The 23792-nt window shown below is 64.5% G+C and carries 22 protein-coding genes and 2 tRNA genes; 11 read left to right on the plus strand and 13 right to left on the minus strand.

Annotated elements, in window-relative coordinates; all coding sequences use genetic code 11:
- Positions 1-154: 154 nt before the first annotated feature.
- Genes thrB through argS form a run of 5 tightly spaced genes read right to left on the minus strand, consistent with a single transcriptional unit; the run spans position 155 to position 6539 of the window.
- Positions 155-1087 (minus strand): homoserine kinase, encoded by a 933-nt coding sequence (gene thrB / locus QM797_RS22890; protein WP_283277950.1) that lies wholly within the window; start codon positions 1085-1087, stop codon positions 155-157.
- Between the two features lie 19 nt (positions 1088-1106).
- A complete protein-coding gene (thrC, locus tag QM797_RS22895; protein ID WP_283277951.1) occupies positions 1107-2174 on the minus strand; it encodes a threonine synthase in 1068 nt (355 codons plus the stop codon).
- Positions 2171-3472, minus strand: coding sequence for a homoserine dehydrogenase (locus tag QM797_RS22900; RefSeq protein WP_283277952.1), 1302 nt, complete (start codon positions 3470-3472; stop codon positions 2171-2173). The genes thrC and QM797_RS22900 overlap by 4 nt, the downstream gene beginning before the upstream one ends.
- Positions 3469-4890 carry a diaminopimelate decarboxylase gene (gene lysA, locus QM797_RS22905; protein ID WP_283277953.1) on the minus strand — a complete coding sequence of 474 codons (1422 nt, stop codon included), beginning with the start codon at positions 4888-4890 and terminating at the stop codon, positions 3469-3471. The genes QM797_RS22900 and lysA overlap by 4 nt, the downstream gene beginning before the upstream one ends.
- On the minus strand, positions 4887-6539 hold the full coding sequence (gene argS, locus QM797_RS22910; protein WP_283277954.1) for an arginine--tRNA ligase: 1653 nt from the start codon (positions 6537-6539) through the stop codon (positions 4887-4889). The genes lysA and argS overlap by 4 nt, the downstream gene beginning before the upstream one ends.
- A gap of 219 nt (positions 6540-6758) precedes the next feature.
- Here argS and QM797_RS22915 point away from each other — a divergent pair, with 219 nt between their 5' ends.
- The 5 genes from QM797_RS22915 (at position 6759) to QM797_RS22935 (ending at position 10078) form a co-directional block, all read left to right on the plus strand.
- Positions 6759-7664 carry a thioredoxin-like domain-containing protein gene (locus QM797_RS22915; RefSeq protein ID WP_283277955.1) on the plus strand — a complete coding sequence of 302 codons (906 nt, stop codon included), beginning with the start codon at positions 6759-6761 and terminating at the stop codon, positions 7662-7664.
- On the plus strand, positions 7664-8380 hold the full coding sequence (locus QM797_RS22920) for a DUF305 domain-containing protein (protein WP_283277956.1): 717 nt from the start codon (positions 7664-7666) through the stop codon (positions 8378-8380). The genes QM797_RS22915 and QM797_RS22920 overlap by 1 nt, the downstream gene beginning before the upstream one ends.
- Positions 8381-8449: 69 nt before the next feature.
- A tRNA-Arg gene (locus tag QM797_RS22925) sits at positions 8450-8522 on the plus strand.
- 59 nt (positions 8523-8581) lie between these two features.
- Complete coding sequence (locus QM797_RS22930) at positions 8582-9472, plus strand: hypothetical protein (protein WP_283277957.1); 891 nt, start codon at positions 8582-8584, stop codon at positions 9470-9472.
- Positions 9473-9490: 18 nt separating this feature from the next.
- Positions 9491-10078: a class I SAM-dependent methyltransferase gene (locus tag QM797_RS22935; RefSeq protein ID WP_283277958.1), complete on the plus strand. Its 588-nt coding sequence runs from the start codon at positions 9491-9493 to the stop codon at positions 10076-10078.
- 47 nt (positions 10079-10125) lie between these two features.
- Here the strand turns inward: QM797_RS22935 and QM797_RS22940 are convergent.
- Positions 10126-10196: transfer RNA gene (locus QM797_RS22940), tRNA-Cys, on the minus strand.
- A gap of 117 nt (positions 10197-10313) precedes the next feature.
- Between QM797_RS22940 and QM797_RS22945 the strand changes: the two genes are divergently transcribed.
- The 3 genes from QM797_RS22945 to QM797_RS22955 all read left to right on the plus strand — a co-directional run bounded on the left by QM797_RS22945 (position 10314) and on the right by QM797_RS22955 (position 12070).
- Positions 10314-10568, plus strand: a complete 255-nt coding sequence (locus QM797_RS22945) for a hypothetical protein (protein ID WP_283277959.1) — start codon at positions 10314-10316, stop codon at positions 10566-10568.
- Positions 10569-10611: 43 nt separating this feature from the next.
- Positions 10612-11145 carry a MarR family winged helix-turn-helix transcriptional regulator gene (locus QM797_RS22950; protein ID WP_283277960.1) on the plus strand — a complete coding sequence of 178 codons (534 nt, stop codon included), beginning with the start codon at positions 10612-10614 and terminating at the stop codon, positions 11143-11145.
- 100 nt (positions 11146-11245) lie between these two features.
- The gene (locus QM797_RS22955; RefSeq protein WP_283277961.1) at positions 11246-12070 is read left to right on the plus strand and encodes a DUF7159 family protein; all 825 of its coding nucleotides are present in this window, start codon (positions 11246-11248) and stop codon (positions 12068-12070) included.
- Positions 12071-12080: 10 nt separating this feature from the next.
- On the opposite strand, the gene QM797_RS22960 is transcribed toward QM797_RS22955, so the two are convergent.
- The 7 genes from QM797_RS22960 to QM797_RS22990 all read right to left on the minus strand — a co-directional run bounded on the left by QM797_RS22960 (position 12081) and on the right by QM797_RS22990 (position 21127).
- Positions 12081-12857 carry an enoyl-CoA hydratase gene (locus tag QM797_RS22960; protein ID WP_283277962.1) on the minus strand — a complete coding sequence of 259 codons (777 nt, stop codon included), beginning with the start codon at positions 12855-12857 and terminating at the stop codon, positions 12081-12083.
- Positions 12854-13762: a 3-hydroxyisobutyrate dehydrogenase gene (gene mmsB, locus QM797_RS22965; RefSeq protein WP_283277963.1), complete on the minus strand. Its 909-nt coding sequence runs from the start codon at positions 13760-13762 to the stop codon at positions 12854-12856. Before mmsB ends, QM797_RS22960 begins: the two co-directional genes overlap by 4 nt.
- A complete protein-coding gene (locus tag QM797_RS22970; RefSeq protein ID WP_283277964.1) occupies positions 13759-14817 on the minus strand; it encodes an enoyl-CoA hydratase/isomerase family protein in 1059 nt (352 codons plus the stop codon). The genes mmsB and QM797_RS22970 overlap by 4 nt, the downstream gene beginning before the upstream one ends.
- Positions 14814-15953 carry an isobutyryl-CoA dehydrogenase gene (locus QM797_RS22975; protein WP_283277965.1) on the minus strand — a complete coding sequence of 380 codons (1140 nt, stop codon included), beginning with the start codon at positions 15951-15953 and terminating at the stop codon, positions 14814-14816. The genes QM797_RS22970 and QM797_RS22975 overlap by 4 nt, the downstream gene beginning before the upstream one ends.
- A 6-nt stretch (positions 15954-15959) precedes the next feature.
- Positions 15960-17468, minus strand: coding sequence for a CoA-acylating methylmalonate-semialdehyde dehydrogenase (locus tag QM797_RS22980; protein ID WP_283277966.1), 1509 nt, complete (start codon positions 17466-17468; stop codon positions 15960-15962).
- Between the two features lie 78 nt (positions 17469-17546).
- Entirely contained in the window at positions 17547-18299 is a 753-nt protein-coding gene (locus QM797_RS22985; protein ID WP_283277967.1) for an SWIM zinc finger family protein, read from the minus strand.
- A complete protein-coding gene (locus QM797_RS22990) occupies positions 18299-21127 on the minus strand; it encodes a DEAD/DEAH box helicase (RefSeq protein WP_283277969.1) in 2829 nt (942 codons plus the stop codon). The genes QM797_RS22985 and QM797_RS22990 overlap by 1 nt, the downstream gene beginning before the upstream one ends.
- A 103-nt stretch (positions 21128-21230) precedes the next feature.
- Here QM797_RS22990 and QM797_RS22995 point away from each other — a divergent pair, with 103 nt between their 5' ends.
- The 3 genes from QM797_RS22995 (at position 21231) to QM797_RS23005 (ending at position 23792) form a co-directional block, all read left to right on the plus strand.
- Positions 21231-22136, plus strand: coding sequence for an NADP-dependent oxidoreductase (locus tag QM797_RS22995; protein ID WP_283277970.1), 906 nt, complete (start codon positions 21231-21233; stop codon positions 22134-22136).
- Between the two features lie 95 nt (positions 22137-22231).
- Positions 22232-22954: an HNH endonuclease family protein gene (locus QM797_RS23000; protein WP_502942385.1), complete on the plus strand. Its 723-nt coding sequence runs from the start codon at positions 22232-22234 to the stop codon at positions 22952-22954.
- Positions 22955-22964: 10 nt separating this feature from the next.
- Positions 22965-23792, plus strand: coding sequence for a shikimate 5-dehydrogenase (locus QM797_RS23005; RefSeq protein WP_283277971.1), 828 nt, complete (start codon positions 22965-22967; stop codon positions 23790-23792).

Here is a 23792-nt window from a genome sequence, read left to right on the forward strand (position 1 = left end):
GAGTCAGGAGCGTCACATCACTCGGACGTTTGAATCCCCCCGAATACAGCGACCTGATTGCCCTGACGAAACCGGCGTCTGAAGCGCACGATGTACGGACAGGTTCACCATAGCGCCGTTGTCCTCAGTCGGCAAGAACCCTACTCGGCGTTTGTCACGCGATGGTGACTCCGTCGGCTACATCGAGGTCGAGTACCCGCCACCCCTCGGCGGTTGCGGCATCGCGCAGATCCGTCGGAAACTCCTCGGTGCACAACGCCATGACGGTCGGTCCTGCTCCGGAGACCACGGCCGCGATCGATCGGGCGCGCAGAGTCGCGATCCAGCGCGTGGTGTCGGGCAGCGCTTGGGCCCGCTGTCCTTGATGAAGCAGATCCTCCGTTGCGGACATCAGCAGATCCGGACGCTGAGTGAGCGCCACCACGACGAGAGCACTCCGGCTCACGTTGAAGGCCGCGTCACGATGGGGCACCAACTCGGGCAACAGACCCCGCGTGTGCGAGGTCGACGAGCGCTCCGACGGCACGAGCGCGACGACCCTGATGGTCGGATGCACCTCCAGCCTCACGGCCGCGTACTTTCGCGCCGTCACACTGGCATTGGGCGGTTCGCTCCACGACACGACGGCTCCACCGAGGCAGCTCGCCGACGCATTGTCGGGATGCCCCTCGAATTCCGACGACAACTGAACGAGCTGGCTCTCCGACAATGCACTGGACGGATCGACTTTCGCAGCGAGCGCGTTGGCCGCCGCTAGACCCCCGACCACAGCCGACGCCGACGAACCGAGACCCCTCGAATGGGGAATTGCGTTGCGGCAGTGGACATCGAGACCATCGGCCCACACTCCGGCAGCTTCGAGACCTCGCTCGATGGCGCGCACCACCAGATGCGTCGGACCCCACGGGACATCCGCAGAGCCCTCGCCGTCGACATGAATCCTCAGCCCCGACGCAGTGGTCGTGACCTCGATTTCATCGTAGAGCCCCAGAGCGATTCCGAGACTGTCGAATCCGGGTCCGATGTTGGCACTGGACGCCGGAACGCGCGCGGTGACCGTGAGCCCGATCGGTAGTGTCGTCGTCATAGCCGGAGATTCCGTCAACTCAGGCCAGCTCGAGCGCAGCCGCGACAGCGACGGGATCGACCGAAATCGGTTCTACGACACGCATACCCGCCAAAGCAGTGTCGGGATCCTTGAGACCGTTTCCGGTCACCGTGCAGACGACGGTCAGGCCTGGCTCGAGCCAGCCTTCCTTTCGAGCCGCCAACAGTCCGGCGACGCTGGCCGCGGAGGCCGGTTCGACGAACACGCCCTCGGTCTTCGCGATCAACCGGTATGCCTCAAGGATCTCCTCGTCGGTCGCTGCGCGGAATGCTCCGTTCGATTCTTCCTTGGCGTTGACGGCACCGTTCCAGGATGCGGGTGAGCCGATCCGGATTGCGGTGGCGATCGTTTCCGGGTCCTTCACCGGCGCACCGTGAACCAGAGGAGCGGCACCCGCGGCCTGGACTCCGAGCATCCGTGGCTTCCGCGTGGTGAGACCGTCACGGAAGTACTCCGAATAACCGCGCCAGTACGCGGTGATGTTGCCCGCGTTGCCGACCGGCAGGGCATGGATGTCCGGCGCGTCGCCGAGGGCGTCGCAGATCTCGAAGGCCGCGGTCTTCTGGCCTTCGATGCGGACGGGATTGACGGAGTTGACCAGACCGATGGTCGGGAACTCGGCCGTGGTCTTGCGGGCCAGCTCGAGGCAATCGTCGAAGTTGCCCTGCACCTGGATGATCTTGGCTCCGTGCATGACCGCCTGAGCGAGCTTGCCCATGGCGATCTTCCCCTGCGGAACCAGTACGGCACAGCTCATTCCGGCCTTGGCCGCATAGGCAGCAGCAGAAGCAGAGGTGTTGCCGGTCGAGGCGCAGAGCACGGCCTCTTGACCCCGGGCGAGTGCGTCGGTGACGGCCATGGTCATTCCGCGGTCCTTGAAGGAACCGGTGGGATTGAGCCCTTCGACCTTGAGATGCACTGTGCAGCCGGTCAATTCGGACAGATGCCCGGCGGGCAGCAGCGGAGTTCCGCCCTCTCGCAGCGTGACGGTCTTCCAGTCCGGCCCGATCGCCAGACGCGAGCGGTATGCCTCGATCAGACCGGGCCAGGGGGTGTGGACGCTCATACGGTGGTGCCTTCCAATCGGAGAACGCTGGCGACGTGGACGACCACATCGAGCTGCTCGAGCGATGCAACGGTTTCGGACAATGCGGAGTCGGCCGCGAGGTGGGTGACGACGACGAGCCTGGCTCCGTCACCAGAGCCGTGCTGACGCACGGTGGAGATGCTGACGTCCCGCTTGGAGAACTCGGCCGCCACGGTGGCCAGGACGCCGGGCTTGTCCGCGACCTGCATGCTGACGTAGTAGCGCGTAAGGATGTCACCCATCGGGGCCACCTCGAGCTTGGCGTACTTGGATTCGAGTGGGCCCCGTCCCCCGTAGAACTTGTTGCGCGCGGCCATCACCAGATCGCCCAGCACAGCGGACGCGGTCGGTGCACCGCCTGCGCCCTGCCCATAGAACATCAGGCGGCCGGCAGCCTCGGCTTCGACGACCACGGCGTTGAACGCGCCGTTCACCGATGCCAACGGGTGATTCAGCGGAACGAGCGCCGGGTAGACACGAGCGGAAATTCGCTCCTTGCCCTTGGGCGTGACGATCCGCTCGCAGATGGCCAGCAGCTTGATGGTGCAGTCCAGGGATTTCGCGGTTTCGAGATCGTCCGAGGTGATCTTACTGATGCCCTCGCGGTAGACGTCGCCTGCGGTGACGCGGGTATGAAAGGCGATGGAGGCAAGAATTGCCGCCTTCGATGCCGCGTCGTAGCCTTCGACGTCGGCGGTCGGGTCGGCTTCTGCGTAGCCCAGACGTCCTGCCTCGGCAAGAGTTTCGGCGTAGTCCGCTCCCGTCTCGTCCATCGCGGAGAGAATGAAGTTGGTGGTGCCGTTGACGATGCCGGCAACCTTGTTCACGCGGTCGCCCGCGAGGGACTGCATCAGTGGGCGAACGACCGGGATGGCTCCGGCCACCGCCGCCTCGAAATACAGGTCGGCTCGCGACTTCTCGGCAGCGTCAGCGAGTTCGCCGGTGTACTCGGCCAAGAGGGCCTTGTTCGCGGTGATGACGGACTTACCCTTCTCGAGGGCAGAGAGCACGAGCTTGCGGGGAATGTCGATGCCGCCGAGCACCTCGACGACGATGTCGACGTCGTCGCGGCCGACCAGCTCGGCCGGATCGTCGGTGAGCAGCTCGGTCGGCACTCCACGATCGCCGTCGACCCGACGCACCGCGATGCCCCGAATCTCAAGTGGTGCACCGATTCTCGCCTCGAAGTCCTCGGCATTCTCGGTGAGGATTCGAACGACCTCGCTGCCGACGTTTCCGAGTCCGAGTACGGCGACGCCTATCGGCTTCGATGTCATGGCTGAACCTCCAAGCTGAGCAGATCTTCGATGGTTTCCCGCCGCAGAACCAGGCGCGCTCGCCCGTCCTTGACTGCGACCACTGCGGGCCGCGTCAGCAGGTTGTAGCGACTGGACATGGAGTAGCAGTAGGCCCCAGTGGCCGCTACCGCGAGCAGGTCACCCGGCCCGACGTCCGCCGGCATCCATGTGTTCTTGATGACGATGTCGCCGCTCTCGCAATGCTTTCCGACCACTCGCGCCAGAACGGCTGGAGCCTCGCTGGTTCGCGAGACCAATCGGCAGTCGTACTCCGCCTGATAGAGCGAGGTGCGAATGTTGTCGCTCATTCCGCCGTCGACGCTGATGTAGCGTCTGCGCGTTGCCTTGTCGACGGTGACATCCTTGATGGTGCCCACCTCGTACAGCGTGACGGTGCCCGGTCCGGCGATTGCACGGCCGGGTTCGACGGCGATCGTCGGAACCGGCAAGCCCACCGCGGCCGATTCCGTCTCCACGATGGCGGTCAACTTCGCTGCGAGCTGTTCCACCGGCGGCGGGTCGTCACTGGCAACGTACGAGATGCCCATGCCGCCACCGAGATCCAGCGTCGAGATCTGCGCGGTTTTTTCGACACCGAATTCCGAGACGATGTCTCGGAGCAGGCCGATGACCTTGTGTGCCGCGAGCTCGAAGCCGTCGACCTCGAAGATCTGCGATCCGATGTGGCTGTGCAGTCCCACGAGGCGAAGGTTGTCGGCAGCGAACACGCGGCGGACCGCGTCGAGTGCCGAACCATCGGCGAGCGAGAAGCCGAACTTCTGATCCTCGTGCGCCGTGGCGATGAACTCGTGCGTATGCGCTTCCACGCCGACGGTGATGCGGATCAGAACATCCTGGACCACACCGGCTGCGCCGGCAACAGCGTCGAGACGGTCGATCTCGATGTTGGAGTCGAGAACCACGTGCTCGACGCCCGCGCGCACGCCCGCCTCGAGCTCGGCGACCGATTTGTTGTTGCCGTGCATGGCAATTCGGTTCGCTGGAAACCCTGCGGCCAGCGCGACAGCCAGCTCGCCACCGGAACAGATGTCGAGCGACAGCCCTTCGTCGGCAACCCAGCGCGCGATCTCGCCGCACAGAAAAGCCTTGGATGCGTAGTGCACTCGCTCGGGCGCTCCGAAAGCGGCTGCCATTTCGCGGCAACGCGAACGGAAGTCGTCCTCGTCGATGACGAACAGCGGCGTCCCGTACTCCTCCGCAAGATCGGAGACCGATACTCCGGCGAGACGAACCGTTCCGTCGTGTCCGCGCTCGGCATTACGGGGCCACACCTGATCGGGCAGAGTCGTCATCTCCGACGCGTCGGCCGGGCGATGAGATGTCGACTGTTTCACGGGTGCATCGGCATGCTTCGGTCCTGCCGGATGTGCGCTCACATGCGCTCCGGTGCGCTGACCCCGAGCAGTTCGAGGCCGTTGGCCAGGACCTGCCGGGTCGCGTTCCCCAACGCCAGTCGTGCGGTGTTCACAGGTCCGGGCTCCTCGTCTCCTTGTGGAAGTACTCGACACGCACCGTAGAAACGGTGATAAGCACCCGCCAACTCTTCGAGGTAGCGGGCAATCCGGTGTGGCTCGCGCAGTTCGGCGGCGCTGGCCACCACGCGGGGGTACTCGCCGATCGTCCTGATCAGCTCGCCTTCCTGCTCGTGGGTGAGCAGGCTCAGATCCGGTTGGTCCGCAACGATTCCCAGTTCGGCGGCATTGCGCGCGAGCGAGGCCAGCCGGGCATGGGCGTACTGGACGTAGTACACCGGGTTCTCGTTGCTCGCACTCGCCCAGAGGGCCAGGTCGATGTCGATGCTGGAGTCGACGGACGACCGAATCATGACGTATCGGGAGGCGTCGACGCCGATGGCGTCGACCAGGTCGTCGAGCGTGATGACGGTTCCGGCGCGCTTGCTCATCTTCACGGCAACGCCGTCGCGGACCAGGTTGACCATCTGTCCGATCAGCACCTCGACGGTCTCGGGGTCGTCCCCGAATGCCGCCGCAGCCGCTTTGAGGCGTCCGATGTATCCGTGGTGGTCGGCACCGAGCATGTAGATGCACAGGTCGAAGCCGCGCTGACGCTTGTTCTGGAAGTAGGCGATATCGCCGGCGATGTAGGCCGCGTTGCCGTCGCTCTTGATAACGACGCGATCCTTGTCGTCACCGAAGTCCGTCGACCTGAGCCACCAGGCCCCGTCTTCCTCGTAGAGACTCCCCGAGCTCTTGAGGTACTCGACCGACTTTTCGACGGCTCCGGATTCGAACAGCGAGTTCTCGTGGAAGTAGACATCGAAGTCGACGCCGAACTCGTGCAGATTGGCCTTGATCCGGTCGAACATCAGCTCGGTGCCGATGGATCGGAACGCCTCTTCTTGCGCCTCGGTGTCCAGTGCGAGCGCATCGGGTCGCTCGGCGAGCACGTGCGCTGCGATCTCGGCAATATATTCGCCCGCGTAGCCGTTGTCGGGTGCTGGCTCACCCTTGGCGGCGGCGATGAGCGAGTGAGTGAAGCGCGCGATCTGTGCGCCGTGATCGTTGAAGAAGTACTCGCGAGTGACCTCGGCACCGTGGGCGGTCAGGATCCGACCGAGCGCATCGCCGACGGCGGCCCACCTGGTACCGCCGAGGTGCACCGGACCTGTCGGGTTGGCCGAGACGAACTCGAGGTTGACCTTCTTTTCTGCCATCGACGATCCGTTGCCGAACGCCGCGCCTGCAGCGAGTACTCGGGCGACGATCTCTCCCTGGGCGGCAGCGGCCAGCCTGATGTTCAGGAATCCGGGGCCTGCCACGTCGGCGCTGTCGATCGCGGCCTCGGCCGCGAGAGCTTCGGCGAGCCAGCCGGCGAAGTCGCGCGGATCGGCACCGGCCTTCTTCGCGACCTGCAGAGCCACATTGGTCGCGTAGTCGCCGTGCTCGGGGTTGCGGGGACGCTCGACGGCCAGCTTCGCAGGCAGAACAGATGCGTCCAGGCCGCGGTCGGCGAGCACCTTCGCGGCGGTCGCGTGGAGCAGTTCGGCAAGATCGGCAGGAGTCACAGGTAGCTATCCTATTGGCTGGTGTGCGGCGTACTCGCATCCACTGCCCGTCCACCCGGACGAAGCGCTCGTTGCGGGCCCTGAGCACGCTCTCAGGCAGAGAACGTACAGTAAGGGCGCTCTGCGCGGACGGTCCTTGGTCACCGCCGTCACCAGCAGATACGCACGACCAGCGACACCGACCACCAACTTTCCTCGACTGAGAGAGCAACTACAGCGATGCCAACGGGTCCCGACAAAGGCAGTCAGAACAAGTCGGCTGCGAAGGCGGACAAAGCCATCAACGCAGCCAACAAGAAGTCAGCTCGCAAGAAAAAGGGCGGTGTGCCTGCCGCCAAGGGCAGGCAGATTCCCTGGCTGACGGTTGCCGGAGTCGTAGTGGTCGTCGGCTTGGTCGCCGGTCTCGGGATCAACTTGTACCCCAAGTACCAGGACCGCGCCGAAGCGCAGAAGTTCGCACCCAGCGAGAGCAACCAGGATCCTTCGACGGGAATAGACGGCGTCGCCAAACAGGAGTACCCGGCGGCCTTGCACGTCGCGCGTACCCAGCGAGTCGCCTACGACCAGTCACCGCCCTTCGGTGGACCGCACGATGCCGTGTGGGCCACCTGCACCGGAATCGTCTACCCCGAGGCCATCCGCACCGAGAACGCTGTGCACTCGCTCGAGCACGGAGCCGTCTGGATCACCTACAACCCCGACGACCTGAACGAAGACCAGGTCCAGTCGCTGGCCGACCGCGTCGACGGTGAAACCCAGATGATGATGTCGCCCTACCCCGGTCTCGACACCCCTGTGTCTCTGCAGTCCTGGGGCCACCAACTGAAGCTGGACAGTGTGGACGACGCACGCATCGGGCAGTTCATCTCCGCCTTGCGCCTGAACCGCTTCGCCTACCCAGAGGTCGGTGCCAGCTGCGCATCGGTACCGGGCACAGGTGACAACGCATTCGATCCGGACAACCCGCCGTTGTTCGACGCCTCCGCACCCGGCGCGGACGCCGTTCCGATGGACGGCGCCGGCATCACTCCCGACGCCAGTGAGACCAGCGGGGCCGGCGGACTGCCGGGCGGCCTGCCCGATGGAGCGCAGCTACCCAGCGATCTTCAGGTTCCCGCGAGCTGATGACCGAATCGACAGTCGACTCGACCACCCGCCCGTCCGAGGCCAAGCCGAGTCAGCGCACTGCGCTGGTCGTCTTGGCGTTGATCGCCGTCCTGGCAATCGGTTTCGCGCTGGGCTTTCTGGTGCAGAGTCCATTCCGTGACGGTGACAACTCGCCTGCCGCGGACTCGGTCGATGTCGGTTTCGCACAAGACATGACCGTGCACCACAACCAGGCGATCCAGATGTCGGCGGTGGCATTGACCAATGCTCCCGACCAGGCAGTCAAGAGTCTGGCATTCGACATGCTCACCTCGCAGCAGAATCAGGTCGGTCAGATGCAGGGCTGGCTGGCTCTGTGGGACCGCGCACCGATAGCGACCGACGGCTACATGACCTGGATGACGGCCGACGACTCTCACGGCCACTCGATGGGTGGCATGTCGATGGAACCGGGGTCCTCCGATCCCACCAGGGCAATGCCCGGTATGGCCAGTTCCGCAGAGCTCGCCGCGCTTCGGCAGGCGACGGGCACGGACGTCGACGTGATGTTTCTGCAGCTCATGCTGCGCCATCACGAGGGCGGCCTGGCGATGATGGAGTACGCGCAGACTCATGCGCAGTCGCCTGCGGTGATCAACCTGGCCAAATCCATGGTGTCCACCCAGACCAGCGAATCGACGCTGATGAAGCAGATGCTTGCCGCGAAGGGTGCGCAGCCGCTGCCCGAGGGGTGATTTCGGCTCCGGTCACGTATGCGCTAGTCTTTCGTACAGCCCAACAGGCACGCCGGCTGAAGCCGGTGCGCCCCCGTAGCTCAGGGGATAGAGCGTTCGCCTCCGGAGCGAAAGGCCGCAGGTTCGAATCCTGCCGGGGGCACACATCTTTCACGCACGTCACGCGCACCTGTGACTGCTCGAACGAGACGGTGGACTTCGATGTCCGAGGATCTCCCCCACATCGGCACGGTCGTTGACGACCTGTATTCGCTGGCTCCCGTCGATTTCGTGTCGCATCGCTCTGCATACGTCGCCCGGTTCAAGAAAGCCGGCGACAAAACCGGTGCCACCCGCATCGGTGCCCTCCGCAAGCCGACGGTCGTTGCGTGGTTGGTCAACGGCCTCGCCCGTCGAGACGAATCGGCTCTCGCGGAACTGTTCGAGCTCGGCGAGCAGCTCGAACGAGCTCAGCAGCGGGGCGATGGACCCCGTCTTCGCGAGTTGTCCACTGCTCGAAGCACTTCGATACGCGCACTGACAGAAAGAGCGATCTCGTTGGGACGCGATCTCGGAGTGATGGTCGGCGACAATGCTGCTCGCGAGATCGCCAACACCCTGAACGCGGCGATGGCCGATCCCGAGATTCGCGACCGCGTGCGGGCGGGTCGAACCGTCACGGCCGAAACCTACAGCGGCTTCGGGCCCGCGCTGCTCTCACTTGTTCCCGACCCGCCCGACGACGGCGATGTGGCCGAGGAACCCGCACCGGAGACCGAGGATTCACCTGAGGACGACCGACAGAAAGCCGACGACGCCGAGCGCAATCGATTGCTCGCCGAACTCGAATCGGCCGAGTCCGACCTCGACGCCGCGCTCATCGAAGCCAACGAAGCACAGTCCGACACCGAACGGGCGACATCCGAACTACTTAGCGCTGCAGCGGAAGTCGAGAGAATCCAGTCGGAGCTGACTGCGGCCAAGGCTCGGTCGAACGCGGCACAGGAAGCAGACGACGCAAGCGCCGACCGCGCCCGTTCGGCAGCGGAGGCACACAGGAAGGCCCGCGATCGGGTCGCCGAAGCCCAGTCGGCCCTCGATGCACTGACCTGACTCACCTACCCTGGCGGGGTGACCACACGCTGGCAAGCCGAGAACTCAGCCGAAGATTCCACGCGGTACATCGAGCGATTCGACCGTCTGGCCGAACGCGGCGTGGATCTGCACGGCGAGGCCCGCATGGTCGACGCGTTGGTCTCACCCGAGTCGAGCATTCTCGATGCCGGATGCGGTACCGGCCGACTCGGTGCCGAACTGGCCCGCCGCGGACACCGGGTGACGGGAGTGGATCTCGACCCTGTTCTCGCCGAGGCCGCGCGAGCACACCCCGAACTCGACGTTCATGTCGCCGATCTGACGGCGCTGGAATTGGGACGGACGTTCGACGCAGCAGTCGCGGCAGGCAACGTACTCGTCTACATGAAGCCGGGCACCGAACGGGAAGCGCTGGAACGTATCTGGGCCCACTTGACCGACGGCGGGGTCTTCGTCACGGGCTTTGCCACCGATCGCGACTACACCGTCGCCGCACTCGACGCAGATTTGGCCGCGGTCGGCTTCGTCGTCGAACATCGTTTCGCGACCTGGGACCTACGGCCCTGGCGAGACGACGCGGACTGGGCTGTGACCGTGGCTCGAAAGCCCGCGCTGCTGGCCTGACACGACATCGATCGGGACCGACCGTAGCCGGCCGGTCCCGATCTTCGAGCGAGCGACGGGATTCGAACCCGTGTGAACGGCTTTGCAGGCCGGTGCCTAGCCACTCGGCCACACCCGCATCACCGATGACGATGCCGTATCGGCCGACCGAAGCCCACGGTTGCGATCATCGTGATTCGAACGCCGATGAATTGATTCGGACACGCCGGGGAAGCCTGTCCCCGTGTAGGAATTCATGGCGAAGTTACGGGAGTCGTTCTGGTTCATTCCCGCCGTTCTCGGAGTTCTCGCACTCCTGCTCGCGCAAGCACTCGTCAGCCTGGACCGCTACCTACTCGACACCCGCGTGGATCTGACGGGTTCGCTGCTCTACAGCGTCGGGGCCAGTGGCAGCCAGGATATTCTCGGCGCCGAGCGGGTGGGTGGGTCGGGCAGCGCGCTCGAACGACGATCACGGATCGTGTTCCACTCGCAGCACTCCGCAGCGTGATTCGGTAGACGCTCGAACCGGACACCGTGGGAGGATGGTGGGTATGCCTGCACCGTCCCCGCTTCCACTCGATCCCATTGCCGAGGCCCATCGCCAATGGACCGAGCACGGGTGGTCCGACGCCGCCGACGGCATGGCAGCCGTGACGTCGTTGATGCGGGCGCAACAGATCATGCTGGCCCGGGTCGAGGAGGCCTTGAAGCCGACCGGACTGACCTTCTCACGCTACGAACTGCTGACGTTGTTGACGTTCACCAAGAACGGCGCATTGCCGATGGCCAAAGCGAGCGCACGACTACAGGTACACCCGACGAGCGTGACCAATGCTGTCGACCGGCTCGAATCCGTCGGATACGTTCGCCGCATTCCGCATCCGAGCGATCGTCGCACCACTCTCGTCGAAATCACCGACGCGGGACGGAAGTTGGCCGTGGAAGCCACCGAGCGCCTGAACTCACTCGTGTTCGCCCGTCCGGGGCTCGCTCGCGACAAGCTGATCGCACTCATCCGAATCTTGGCGGAACTACGTTCGGATGCAGGCGATTTCGACAGTGATGACATAACCACATCGTTCTGAGTTCTGTCGTGACTCGTCACAACACAATGGCACACCCGTACCGTTCATGGTGGAATGACCGTGCGGAGTGCGGAGTCGATCTGCTGAAGGGCGGGGCGGGGTGCTGGTGTTGGGGGTCGGGGCGGGTGCGCACGGCGCACGCGCAATTCTGACGTATCTGGACAGCCCGCACCGAACACCCATCGTGTCGCGGACGGTGCGCCGCGCGCACGGGCAGTCGTTGGCCACCACCATCGCTACCGGTGTCGATGCCATACATTCCATCGCGGCGACGATGTCATTGCCGGTGCAGTTCTCGGCCATCGCGTACCGGGTGGCCACCGATCCCGGCGCGGTCGCTACCCGCGGCACCGCCCGCACGGCGTCACTCGTGCCGGAAACCGCTGCGCAAGTGCGCTATCTGCGTTTCATCGGGCTGGTACCGAACCACGGGGTCACCGTCTTGTGCGATATCGGTAGCACCGGAACCACAGTCACCGTCGTCGATCTCGCATCGTCACGGACGCTGATGACGCGGCGTACCGCCACGTTCTGCGGAGACGATCTCGATCACTCGGTCCGTCGATTGCTCTCCACCAACGGGGTTCGAATCGGAATCGATGCCAGCCGATCCATCAAGGAGCAACTGAGCGTCGACTCTGTCGTCAGCACGGCGGATCCGTCCGGGACCGCGCGCCACGTGCTGACGCGGCGCGACTTCGACGATCTGATCGCCGGCCCCGTACGGTATGCGGGCATGCTCGTCGAGCAGACGATTGAATTGTCCGGGGCCAGACCGCAGTCCATCGTCGTGGTCGGCGGCGGCGCGAACATCACCTCGATTGCGCGGTCGCTCGAACTGCGGACCGGTCTGCCTACTCTTGTGCCGTCGATGCCGGAGTTGGTGTCGGCCCGCGGTGCCGCCCTACTGTCTCCCGACCGGTAGGGCAGGCCACCTAGCGGTGCCGGAAACTGGGCGTCCGCTTCTCGATGAAAGCCGACATGCCTTCCTTCTGGTCTTCGGTTGCGAAGGCAGAATGGAACACCCGGCGCTCGAACAGAACGCCTTCGCTCAAACTCGACTCGAATGATCGGTTCACCGCTTGCTTTGCCATCATGGCGATCGGGAGCGACATCTCGGCGATGGTGGTCGCGGTCGCGATGGCGTCGTCGAGGAGGTCCGCGGCCGGCACGATGCGCGAGACGAGCCCCGCGCGCTCGGCTTCCTCCACCTTCATGTTGCGACCGGTCAGACACATTTCCATGGCCTTGGCCTTGCCTACCGCACGCGTCAACCTCTGCGACCCGCCGATCCCCGGGATGACGCCCAGCTTGATCTCGGGTTGCCCGAAGACCGCTGTGTCCGAAGCAATCAGCACATCGCACAGCATTGCCAGCTCGCACCCTCCGCCGAGTGCATAGCCGGAGACCGCCGCAATCAACGGCGTCCGTGCCGACGCCAATCGATCCCATGCCGCGAAGAAGTCGTCGAGGTAGACGTCCATGTACGACTTCGGCTGCATTTCCTTGATGTCGGCACCTGCCGCGAAGGCTCGCTCGGATCCGGTGATCAGAATGGCACCGATCTCGGAGTCTGCGTCGAGTTCCTCGACCACCGAGACGACCTCACGCATCAACTGGGAGTTGAGCGCGTTCAACGCCTTCGGGCGGTTGAGCGTGATGATGCCGACGCGTCCCCGACGCTCGAGCAGGATGGTCTCGTAGTCGCTCACTGGCCGGCTCCGTTCGAGCGTTCGCGGATGTCGTTGATGATGCCGGAGAAGTCCACGTCGGTTCCCCCGCCGGACGTTTCCTTGAACCGCGCGTAGAGTTCTGCTGCGCGCAGACCGAGCACTCCCTCGACCCCGTTGTCGCGCAGTGCATTCGCAGCCAGACCCAGGTCCTTGTCCATCAGTGCCGCAGCGAATCCCGGCTTGTACTCGTTGTTTGCCGGGCTCGTCGGAACAGGCCCGGGCACCGGGCAGTTGGTGGTGAGCGCCCAGCATTGACCGGACGCAGTCGACGCCACGTCGAACAGTGCCTGGTTGCTCAGGCCGAGCTTCTCCCCCAGCACGAAGGCCTCGCTGATGGCGATCATCGATACTCCGAGGATCATGTTGTTGCAGATCTTGGCGGCCTGGCCGTTGCCTGCTGCGCCGCAGTGCACCACTTTACGGCCCATGACGTCGAGAACTGCTGCAGCAGAGGAGAAGTCTTCCTCCGAACCGCCCACCATGAAGGTGAGCGTTCCTGCTGCGGCTCCCCCGACTCCACCCGAGACCGGCGCGTCGAGACTGCGATGACCGGCATCGCGAACCAGCGTGTGCGCGGCGTGGGCGTCGGCGACGTCGATGGTCGAGGAGTCGATGAACAACGTTCCAGGTGCGGCCGCGGGCAGCAGGTCCGCATAGAGCCCGAGGACGAGCCTGCCGTTGGGCAGCATCGTGATGACGATGTCGGCATCTGCGACAGCGGCGACTGCCGACTCCACCACGGTGACGCCGTCTTTCGCTGCTTGTTCGAGCGCCGCAGGCACCAGATCGAAGCCTTGCACGGTGTAGCCGGCCGCAGCCAGATTGGCGGCCATCGGTCCACCCATGTGGCCGAGACCGATGAAGCCGATCGTTTTCTCGCTCATGACTGCTCACCTTCTGTGTGTGCTCGGGCCAGGCCGAGTTCGGCGTCCCCGAGAGGCGCGAAGTATCGGTCGATGTCCTCGGCCGTGACGTCCGCCGATGTGGCCGGCTGCCACTGCGGATTGCGATCCTTGTCGACTACCTGTGCCCGGATACCCTCTACCAGATCGTGGCTGCTCAGCGACGCCACTGACACGCGGTATTCCTCGTCGAGTACGGCCTCGAGGGAGGGCAGCGTCGCCGCCCGTCGAAGCGACCGCAGTGTCACCGCGAGCGACACCGGCGATTTGGACGCGATGTCTTTCGCTGCCTGCTGCGCCTCCGGTACCGGGCTGGCGGCCAGGGCGTCGACGATGCCTTGAACATCGTCGCCCGCGTAGCATTCGTCGATCCAGTCCTGCTGACCGGCGATTGCAGACTCCGACGCAGGCTCGCTGAACGTCGCAACGGCCTCGCCGACGCTGACTGTTTCGAGAGCCGTGTAGAACTCCTCGAGCTTGTCCGACGGAACGTAATGGTCGGCGAATCCGACCGCGATGGCGTCGGCCGCGTTCATTCGCGCCGTGGTGAGCGCGAAGTGGGTGCCGATCTCGCCGGGTGCACGCGAGAGTAGGTACGTGCCACCGACATCGGGGACGAAGCCGATGCCCACCTCGGGCATCGCGATCTTGGAACGTTCGGTCACGATGCGAGTGTTCGCGTGCGCGGACAGTCCTACTCCTCCACCCATGACGATGCCGTCCATGATCGCGACGAAGGGCTTCGGGAATCGGGCGATCGCGGCATTGAGCACGTACTCGTCGCGCCAGAATTGCTTGCTGCCGCTACCGCCGTCTTTCGCGTCGTGATAGATCGAGACGATGTCGCCACCAGCGCAGAGCCCCCGTTCTCCGGCGCCGGTCAACAGGACGGCGTCGACAGCATCGTCGGTTGCCCACTGCGCCAACGTCGGAGCGATCTGTTGCACCATCGCGTGCGAGAGTGCGTTGATGGCTTTCGGACGATTGAGGGTGATGCGACCGATCCCACCGAAAACCTCGAGGACAACGTCACTCATGCCGCACCCACGATCGAACGAGCAACGACGACGCGCATGATCTCGTTGGTACCTTCCAGAATCTGGTGGACCCTTAGGTCACGGACGATTTTCTCGACACCGTACTCGGCGAGGTAACCGTATCCGCCGAGCAGCTGTAGTGCGCCGTTGGCGACCTCGAATCCGGTGTCGGTTCCGAAACGCTTTGCCATCGCGCACATTTCGACCTTGTCGGCTGCATCGTTCTGCAACGCATCCGCAGCTCGCCACAACAGGGTTCTGGCGGCTTCGAGTTCGGTCTTGAAATCCGCCAACCTAAACTGCAGGGCCTGCGAGTCGAGCAATCGCGCACCGAATGCATTGCGGTCGGCGAGATAGGCAACTGCCTTGTCCAGAGCGGACTGTGCGCCGCCGATCGAACACGCGGCGATGTTGATGCGTCCGCCGTTGAGCCCGTTCATCGCGATACGAAATCCGTCGCCTTCCCCGCCGAGCAGATTCGCAGCCGGGACGCGGGCACCCTCGAAGATCACCTGGCGGGTGGGCTGAGCGTTCCACCCCATCTTCTTCTCGTTCGGTCCGAACGACAGCCCTGCAGTGTCCTTCGGCACGATGAACGCCGAGATGCCGCGGGGACCCGGCGCTCCGGTACGAGCCATGACGACGTACACCTCGGAAGTGCCTGCGCCGGAGATGAACTGCTTGACGCCGTCCAGCACGTACTCGTCACCGTCGCGGACGGCTTTGGTGCCGAGCTTCGCCGCATCGGATCCGGCGCCGGGTTCGGTGAGGCAGTAGCTACCCAACTGGTCCATCGAGCACAGCCCCGGAAGCCAGCGCTGCCGTTGCTCGTCGTTTCCGTAGGTGTCGATCATCCAGGCAACCATGTTGTGGATGGAGATGTACGCCGCGATGGAGGGGTCCCCGGTGGCGAGTTGCTCGAAAATTCGCACGGCGTCGACTCGGGTCAAGCCCGATCCACCGACGTCCTCACGAATGTAGATGCCGCCCATCCCGAGACCGGCGGCCTTGCGCAGAACGTCCACCGGGAAATGCTTCTTCTGGTCCCATTCGACGGCGTTCGGTGCGAGGAACTCGTCCGCGAAGTCGCGAGCTGTGTCATTGATGGCCCGCTCGTCATCGTTCAATGTGAACATGGCCGATCAGTCCATGTTCGGAATGACGAAGTGATTCTGTGCAGCTGCTTCCTTCGTGCCCGACGGCCAGCGCTGAGTGACGGTCTTGGTCTTGGTGTAGAAGCGGATCGAGTCCGGTCCATGCTGGTTCAGATCGCCGAATCCCGAACGCTTCCAACCACCGAACGTGTGGTACGCGATCGGCACCGGAATGGGTACGTTGACGCCGACCATGCCGACCTGGACACGGGAGCAGAAGTCGCGAGCGGTGTCGCCGTCGCGGGTGAAGATCGAGACGCCGTTGCCGTATTCGTGCTCGGTGGGCAGGCGCAGCGCGTCCTCGTAGTCCTTAGCGCGGACGACGATCAGAACGGGTCCGAAGATCTCTTCCTTGTAGATGCGCATGTCGGTGGTCACCTTGTCGAACAGTGTTGCGCCCGCGAAGAATCCACCCTCGTGGCCGGCCAGGCTGAAACCGCGCCCGTCGACGACCAACTCGGCACCCTCGTCCACACCGATCTGCGTGTAATCGTTGACTCGCTTCAACGCATCGCTGCCCACCAGCGGGCCAAAATCCGCGTTCTCGTCGTCGCTGCGGCCGATCTTCAGCTTCGCTACCCGCTCGGTCAGCTTGGCGACCAACGCATCTGCGGTCTCCTCGCCGACCGGAACCGCGACGGAAATCGCCATGCAGCGTTCGCCTGCCGAACCGTACGCGGCACCGAGCAGAGCGTCGGCGACCTCGTCGAGATCGGCGTCGGGCATCACCAGGGCGTGGTTCTTGGCTCCACCGAAGCACTGTGCGCGCTTACCGTGCTGGGCCGCCGTCTCGTAGATGTACTGGGCGATGGGCGTCGAGCCGACGAAACCGATCGCCTTGACGCGATCGTCGGTGAGCAGTACGTCGACAGCAGTCTTGTCACCGTTGACGACGTTGAACACGCCCGGCGGGAGTCCTGCTTCGAGGAACAGCTCGGCGAGCTTGAGCGGAACGGACGGGTCGCGCTCGGAGGGCTTGAGGATGAACGCGTTACCGCAGGCAATGGCCGGGCCGGCCTTCCACAGCGGAATCATCGCGGGGAAGTTGAACGGGGTGATGCCTGCGACAACGCCGAGCGGCTGACGCATCGAGTAGACGTCGATGCCGCCGCCCGCCCCCTCGGTGTACTCGCCCTTGAGCAGATGAGGGACGCCGACGGCGAATTCGACGACTTCGACGCCACGCTGGATGTCGCCCTTGGCATCGGCGATGGTCTTGCCGTGCTCGGAGGACAACAGACGCGCGAGCTCGTCCATATCGCGAGTCACCAACGCGAGGAACTTCATGAGCACGCGTGCGCGGCGCTGCGGGTTCCATTTCGCCCACTCACGTTGAGCCTGTTCGGCGTCGGCGATCGCAGCCTCGACCTCGGACACATCGGCGAGGGGAACTCGAGCCTGCACCTCGCCGGTATTCGGATCGAAGACGTCCCCGAAATTTCCGGAGGTTCCGGCTACGTGCTTGCCGCCGATGAAGTGTGTGAGTTCGCGAGCCATGGAATCAGTCCGTCCTCGAGCCTGGAAATTGAAGTACGTCCATCCTATAGTCGGATGTCCACGTAAGTCCAGATTCCGTCACATTCGGTCGTAGAACTGCCTCAGATCGGCGCAGGTTCGGCTGACCTCCGCCTCGGTGGATCCGTCTGCGCGGAAAATTCGACGCAGGATCAGCGGGTCCAGGTCGTCCATTGCGGGCGCGAACGTCACCTTGGGGAGGTCGGGGAAAGTCGCACGATCGGCGAACCAATCGTCGGCATCGAACTCGTCACCTCCGTCGCCGACGCCCTCGATCAGTTGGTCGAGGTCTACTCCGCGCAGCGTCAGGATGGTGGCCGCGGACGCGTCGATGTGTTCGGCTGCGATGTACATCAGCGCCGCCGCGTGCTTGCACGGCCACCCGTCGTCGGGGCACGTGCAATCGAAATCGAGCTGACCCTTGTCGTGCGGCAGCAACATCGAGGCCAATGCCTGCGGAATGGCATTCGATGCCAATTCGGCAAGCATCCCAGGATTCGATCGCACCCGATCGACGAGCGCGGCCACCTCACCGGAGGTCAGCGGTTCGACGGTGACCGAGGCCGAGAACGGCTCGAGCTGGCTACCCTGCACCTCGCCGTAGATCTGCCCACGTTCGACACCGAGAGTGAGAACCTGGCCCTGACGCGCATACGTTCTCCCCCGCGCGATACGAGCCGGATCGGCCAGGTCCTCCATCGCAGCGACGAAGTGCCTGCCCCACCACGTCTGCCCGAAGGCCCCGCGCTTGTTCCGGGACTCGATGCCGCCCTTTGCTTGTCGACGCTTGCCGTACTGCGAGAAGTCGACCATCACTCACCCACCGCATCTTCGCTGAGCCGGAACAGCTCCCGCAGTTCCGCGGTGTCCATTTCGGTCACCCAGCTCTCCCCGGTGCCCACCGCCAGATCTGCCAGGCCCTGTTTCGAGACGAGCATCGAGTCGATTCGCTCCTCCACGGTGCCGACACACAACAGTTTGCGTACCTCGACGTTCTTACGCTGCCCGATGCGGAAAGCCCGGTCCGTCGCCTGGTTCTCGACCGCTGGGTTCCACCAACGGTCCAGATGCACAACGTGATTGGCGGCTGTGAGATTCAGTCCGGTGCCGCCCGCCTTGAGCGAGAGCATCATGATCGGTGGACCGTCGTCGCTCTGGAACTTATCCACCATCGCATCGCGCTTGGTCTTGCTCACTCCGCCGTGCAGGAACGGCACTTCGGCTCCGAAACGATCGGCGAAATACGGCGCAACGAGCTCGCCGAACTCCCTGAACTGCGTGAACAACAACACCTTTTCGTTGTCGCCCAGAATCGAATCGAGCATGTCCTCGACCAGCCCGATCTTGCCGGACCGGTGCTGACCTTTCTTGAGCACCGACGAACCGTCGGACAGAAAATGGGCCGGGTGGTTGCACACCTGCTTGAGACGAGTGAGCGCGGACAGCACCGCGCCCTTGCGTTTCATTCCCTTCGCATCGGCGATCTGCGCCATCATCTCGTCGACGACCGCCTTGTACAGCGCAGCCTGTTCGGCGGTGAGGTTGGCGCGCACGGTCATCTCGTTCTTCTCGGGCAGATCCGAGATGACCGTCGGATCGGTTTTGACGCGTCGCAGAATGAACGGCGACGTGATGGCCCGCAGGCGTGAGACGGCGTTCTCGTCGTTCTCGCGCTCGATGGGTACCGAGAATCGCTTCCGGAAATCGGACGGCCTTCCCAACATTCCCGGATTGGCGAAATCGAGGATGGATCTGAGCTCGTCGAGACGGTTTTCCACGGGCGTGCCGGTGAGAGCCAACTTGTGTTCCGCCGGGATGGCGAGCGCTGCCTTGGCTTGAACGGTGCCGGCGTTCTTGATGTGTTGCGCCTCGTCGAGTACCACTCTGCGCCACGTCTGCTCCGAGAGCTGCGCGCGGTCCTTGGCCATCAGCGCATAGGTGGTGACGATCAGGTCGTGCTGGGCGATCTCTCGGTCGAGCTCGTCGCCCTTCGACCGAGCCGGGCCGTGGTGCACGAGAACCCGAAGTGCAGGCGTGAACTTCGCAGCCTCACGCTGCCAGTTGCCGACCACCGACATCGGTGCCACCAGCAGCGTCGGCTTCGCATGTTGTTCGTGGGCAAGGAGTGTGAGCACCTGCAGTGTTTTGCCCAGGCCCATATCGTCGGCGAGCACCGCTCCGAGACCGAGCCGACTCATGAACGCGAGCCAGTCGAGTCCTCGCTGCTGGTAGGGCCGGAGCACTGCGTTCACGCCGTCGGGCACGGGGATTTTCTCCGGCGCCGCTCCGGGCTCGAGCAGCGTGGCCGCCCAGCCGGTGGCACGGATGTCCTGGACCGGAGCCGGCGGTGGATCGGCCAGGGTCATCTCGCGCATCAGCGTGCTCAGCGCGGTTCCGTCGCCGTGATGCTCTGCGACGTACTTCGCGGCCCGCGCGAGCTGACCGCCGTCGGCCAACACCCACTGACCACGAAGCCGAACGAGATCACCCTTCGAGACGGCGAGCCTGTTCATTTCCGCCTCGGTGAGCACCATGTCGCCCAGTTGGAGCTGCCAGTCGTAGGACACCAACTCGTCCATACCGACCGCGCGATCAGCAGCAGCTTTGGTCACCGCCGGTGACTCGACGCGCAACCTCATCGACGGGTCCAACCGGGTCCATGCACGCGGAAGCAACACCGTCGTGCCGGTGGCCTGCAGCGCCGTCGCACCGTGTTCGACCAGATCGATGACGACCGAGGTGGGGAGCAACAGATCCAGGGTGCCTTCCTGCGAAGGCAGATCACGCAGCCTCGGGTACGCGGCAACTGCGTCGCCGAGTTTGCGCACGGCGATCGACAGCAACGTGGCATCGACCTTGCGGCTCATCGGCACCGGACGCGGCGCTTCGCCGTCCGCCCGCAAACACACCTGCAAGGTCCAGAACGACTCCGCCGACTCGTCGGTGCCGGCGTCGGCCTCGTCGTCATCGGGTTCGAGCAGACGCAACACCAGGGACGGTTCGTCGACGGTGAGGCTTGCCCGCCACTTCTCCAACATGGTCGAAATCTGTTGCGTGCCATCGCTGTACGGGTCGTCTCGAACCAGAGCGGACAGTAGCGGATGTTCCGAGTCGGGTCTGCCCAGAAGCGATCTGACGATCGGATCGGTGAGCTCGTCGACCATGTCGTCCAGGATTTTCCTGGGTCGCTCGTTCGCTCGCTGCACCGACGGCATCGACACGGCGAGTTCGCTGAGCCAGGCTCGCTGACGCTCACCGCCGACCAGACGCCACCGTGGCCACCACTGCCCGTCGATCAATTTCAGCGCAGGAACGACCCGCCCACCGCGAACCCAGCGTTCGATTCCACGGGTGACGTGCGCCAGAAAACGAAGGTCGCCGGAGATCAGCGCATGCTCGGATGGTGTTCGCAGCAGTAGGTCTGCCGCATCGTGCGGCGCGAGCGCGACGGCCGGAATCTGTACCGGGGCCCGGGCGGTCGCGCCGGGTCCGGCTGTCGGAAACGACACCGCAGCACGGTGCCGAAACGTTCTGGTGAGCACCTGCGCATGGGCCGCAGGCAGATCGGGTTCGTCGCCGGTGGTGATCTCGTCGTCCCACAGCATCAGCCCGGCACCGGGGGACCACAGACCGTGCAACATCGGTCCATCCAATCAGGACGCACCGACTTCTCCTCGGTGAGGCGGTCCGACGAGGCTGCTCGGCACGGTGCCGATCGGTTCGCTGATAAGGCACAGTGGTCACATGATCGCGTACGGCTTCAGCGAATACGGCGGACCCGAAACCGAGTCCCTCCTCGAGTTACGCGTTGCCGAGCCCGGACCGGGGCAGATACTCGTCGCGGTGCGCGCCGCCGGGGTGAATCCCGCGGATTGGAAGGTGCGGAAGGGCACCCGCAAAGACACGGTGCAGATCACCCTGCCGGCAGTGCTCGGGCGGGAAGCGTCGGGCACCGTCGTCGATGTCGGCACCGGTGTGACCGATTTTTCGGTGGGCGATCACGTATTCGGGGCAACCGCGTCGGGACACGGAGGCTACGCGCAGTACACCGTGTTCAACGCGTCGAGCACCGCCCACAAGCCCGAGGCGGTCTCCTGGGCCGCGGCGGCCACTCTGCCGGTGGCTGCGGGAACCGCGTACGACGCGCTGCGCCAATTGGCTACGAGTGCCGGCGACACCGTTCTCGTGCTCGGCGCGGGTGGCGGTGTGGGTTCGGCCGTACTGCAACTTGCTCGGGCGGACGGTATCGCCATTGTGGCAGTGGCAAGCGCGGGCAAACGGGAGTGGATCGAGAGCCTAGGTGCCCGATTCTTCGAATCCAGCAGTGAGATCTCCGCCGCGGTCACCCGGCCGGTGGACGCCATCGTCGATCTCGTCGGCGGAGAGACGTTGCGTGCGGCGGCGACTGCGGTCGGGTCGGGGACACCGATCGTGAGCGTCGCAGATCCGGTCCTGGCGTCCGAATGGGGTGGTTCGGGAGTCGATCGCGATCGCACGACCGCTGCGTTCGCACGGTTGGCAAACCTGACCGCGTCGGGCGTGCTGAACCCGCGTGTCGACCATGTGTTCCCGCTCGAGCGCGCGGGTGAGGCCCTCGCCCTGGTCGAGAACGGGCACGTGGCCGGCAAGGTTGTCGTCGAAGTTCGCTGAATGCGGCCTGACAGCCGGATTCAGCAGTGTGTCGGTATCGACCGACATACTGCTCCCGCGAGGGCCGACGGTGGACGATCGATGATGGGGCGCGTGTGAGAAAACTGTGGGTAGCGGCGGCGCTGGCGATCGCTGCGGTGGTGATGGCGGCGTTCGGATCGTGCGACCGATCCGTGATCCCCGGTTTCTCCCCTGCCGCGCCTGCACCTGGCAGCCCCACCCGGGTGCAGCTCGAGCAATTGCTGGACCAGGTTCGAGTGGTCGCCGCCCGGCCCGACGCCCTGGGGTACGAGCGCGGATGCAAAAGCGGCGAAGGCTGCGTGTTCGGACCCGCCTGGACTGACGATTACGACGGGCCGGGCGGCCACGACGGTTGCGGAACTCGCGACAACGTATTGGCGCTGTCGATGACGGAGATAGAGTTCCGCGCGGGCACCCGTGACTGCGTGGTCTTGTCGGGTTGGCTCGCAGACCCGTACTCCGGTGAGCGGTTGCAGTTCACCAAGTCCGACGGAAGCGCGGTCCAGATCGATCACGTTTACCCCCTCTCCGCAGCATGGGACATGGGCGCGCACGGGTGGCCGCCGGACAAGCGCGTTCTTTTTGCGAATGATGTCTCGTTCGAGTTGCTGGCTGTCAACGGGCCCGACAATCAGTCGAAAAGCGATAAGACACCGTCGGATTGGATGCCGCCGAATGCGGCCTACCACTGCTTCTACGCGGGCAAGTATCTTTCCGTTGCCGCCCAGTACGAACTACCGATCACCGAGGCCGATCGTGACGTTCTCCAATCGGTTGCAACAACGTGCGCGGCGTAGGGTGATACCAATGTCAACTGCACCGTCGCGGAGCTTTCTCAACCGTGAGACCCAGCTCTGCATGTCTCTGTCCGGCCGACCGAGCAACTTCGGAACTCGTTTCCACAACTATCTGTACGACGAGTTGGGCCTGAACTTCGTCTACAAGGCATTCACCACCACCGATCTTGCCGCCGCCGTGGGAGGCGTTCGTGCGCTGGGTATTCGAGGCTGCGCCGTCTCCATGCCGTTCAAGGAAGACGTCATCGACCTGGTCGACGTGATGCACGAGTCGGCGAGCGCCATCGAATCCGTCAACACCATCGTCAACGAGGGCGGCGTTCTGCACGCCTACAACACGGACTATCAGGCCGTAGCAAACCTGCTGGCGACCCATTCCGTGTCGCCCGATTTCTCGGTGGCCGTCACCGGCAGCGGCGGCATGGCGAAGGCTGTCGTTGCAGCACTGCGGGATTCGGGCTTCAGCCGCGGTACCGTCGTCGCCCGTAACGCGAGCACCGGCCCGGCCCTTGCCGAGAACTACGGCTACGAATGGTCTGCCGAGACAGTGGCGGCGGACCTGCTGGTGAACGTCACCCCGGTCGGGATGGCCGGGGGACCCGATGCCGAGTCCACTCCGTTCACGGACGAACAGATCGGTGCGGCGCAGTCCGTCGTCGACGTCGTCGCCATGCCGTCGGAGACACCGCTGATCGTGGCAGCTCGAGCGGCGAACAAGCCCGTGATCACCGGGGCCGAGGTCATCGCCCTGCAAGCGGCGGAGCAGTTCGTTCTCTACACCGGGGTTCGGCCGTCGGACGAGCAGATCGCCCGCGCATCGGAGTTCGCCCGCAGTTGA

Source organism: Rhodococcus sp. IEGM 1381, from assembly GCF_030056795.1.
In the GTDB taxonomy this organism is placed as follows: domain Bacteria; phylum Actinomycetota; class Actinomycetes; order Mycobacteriales; family Mycobacteriaceae; genus Rhodococcoides.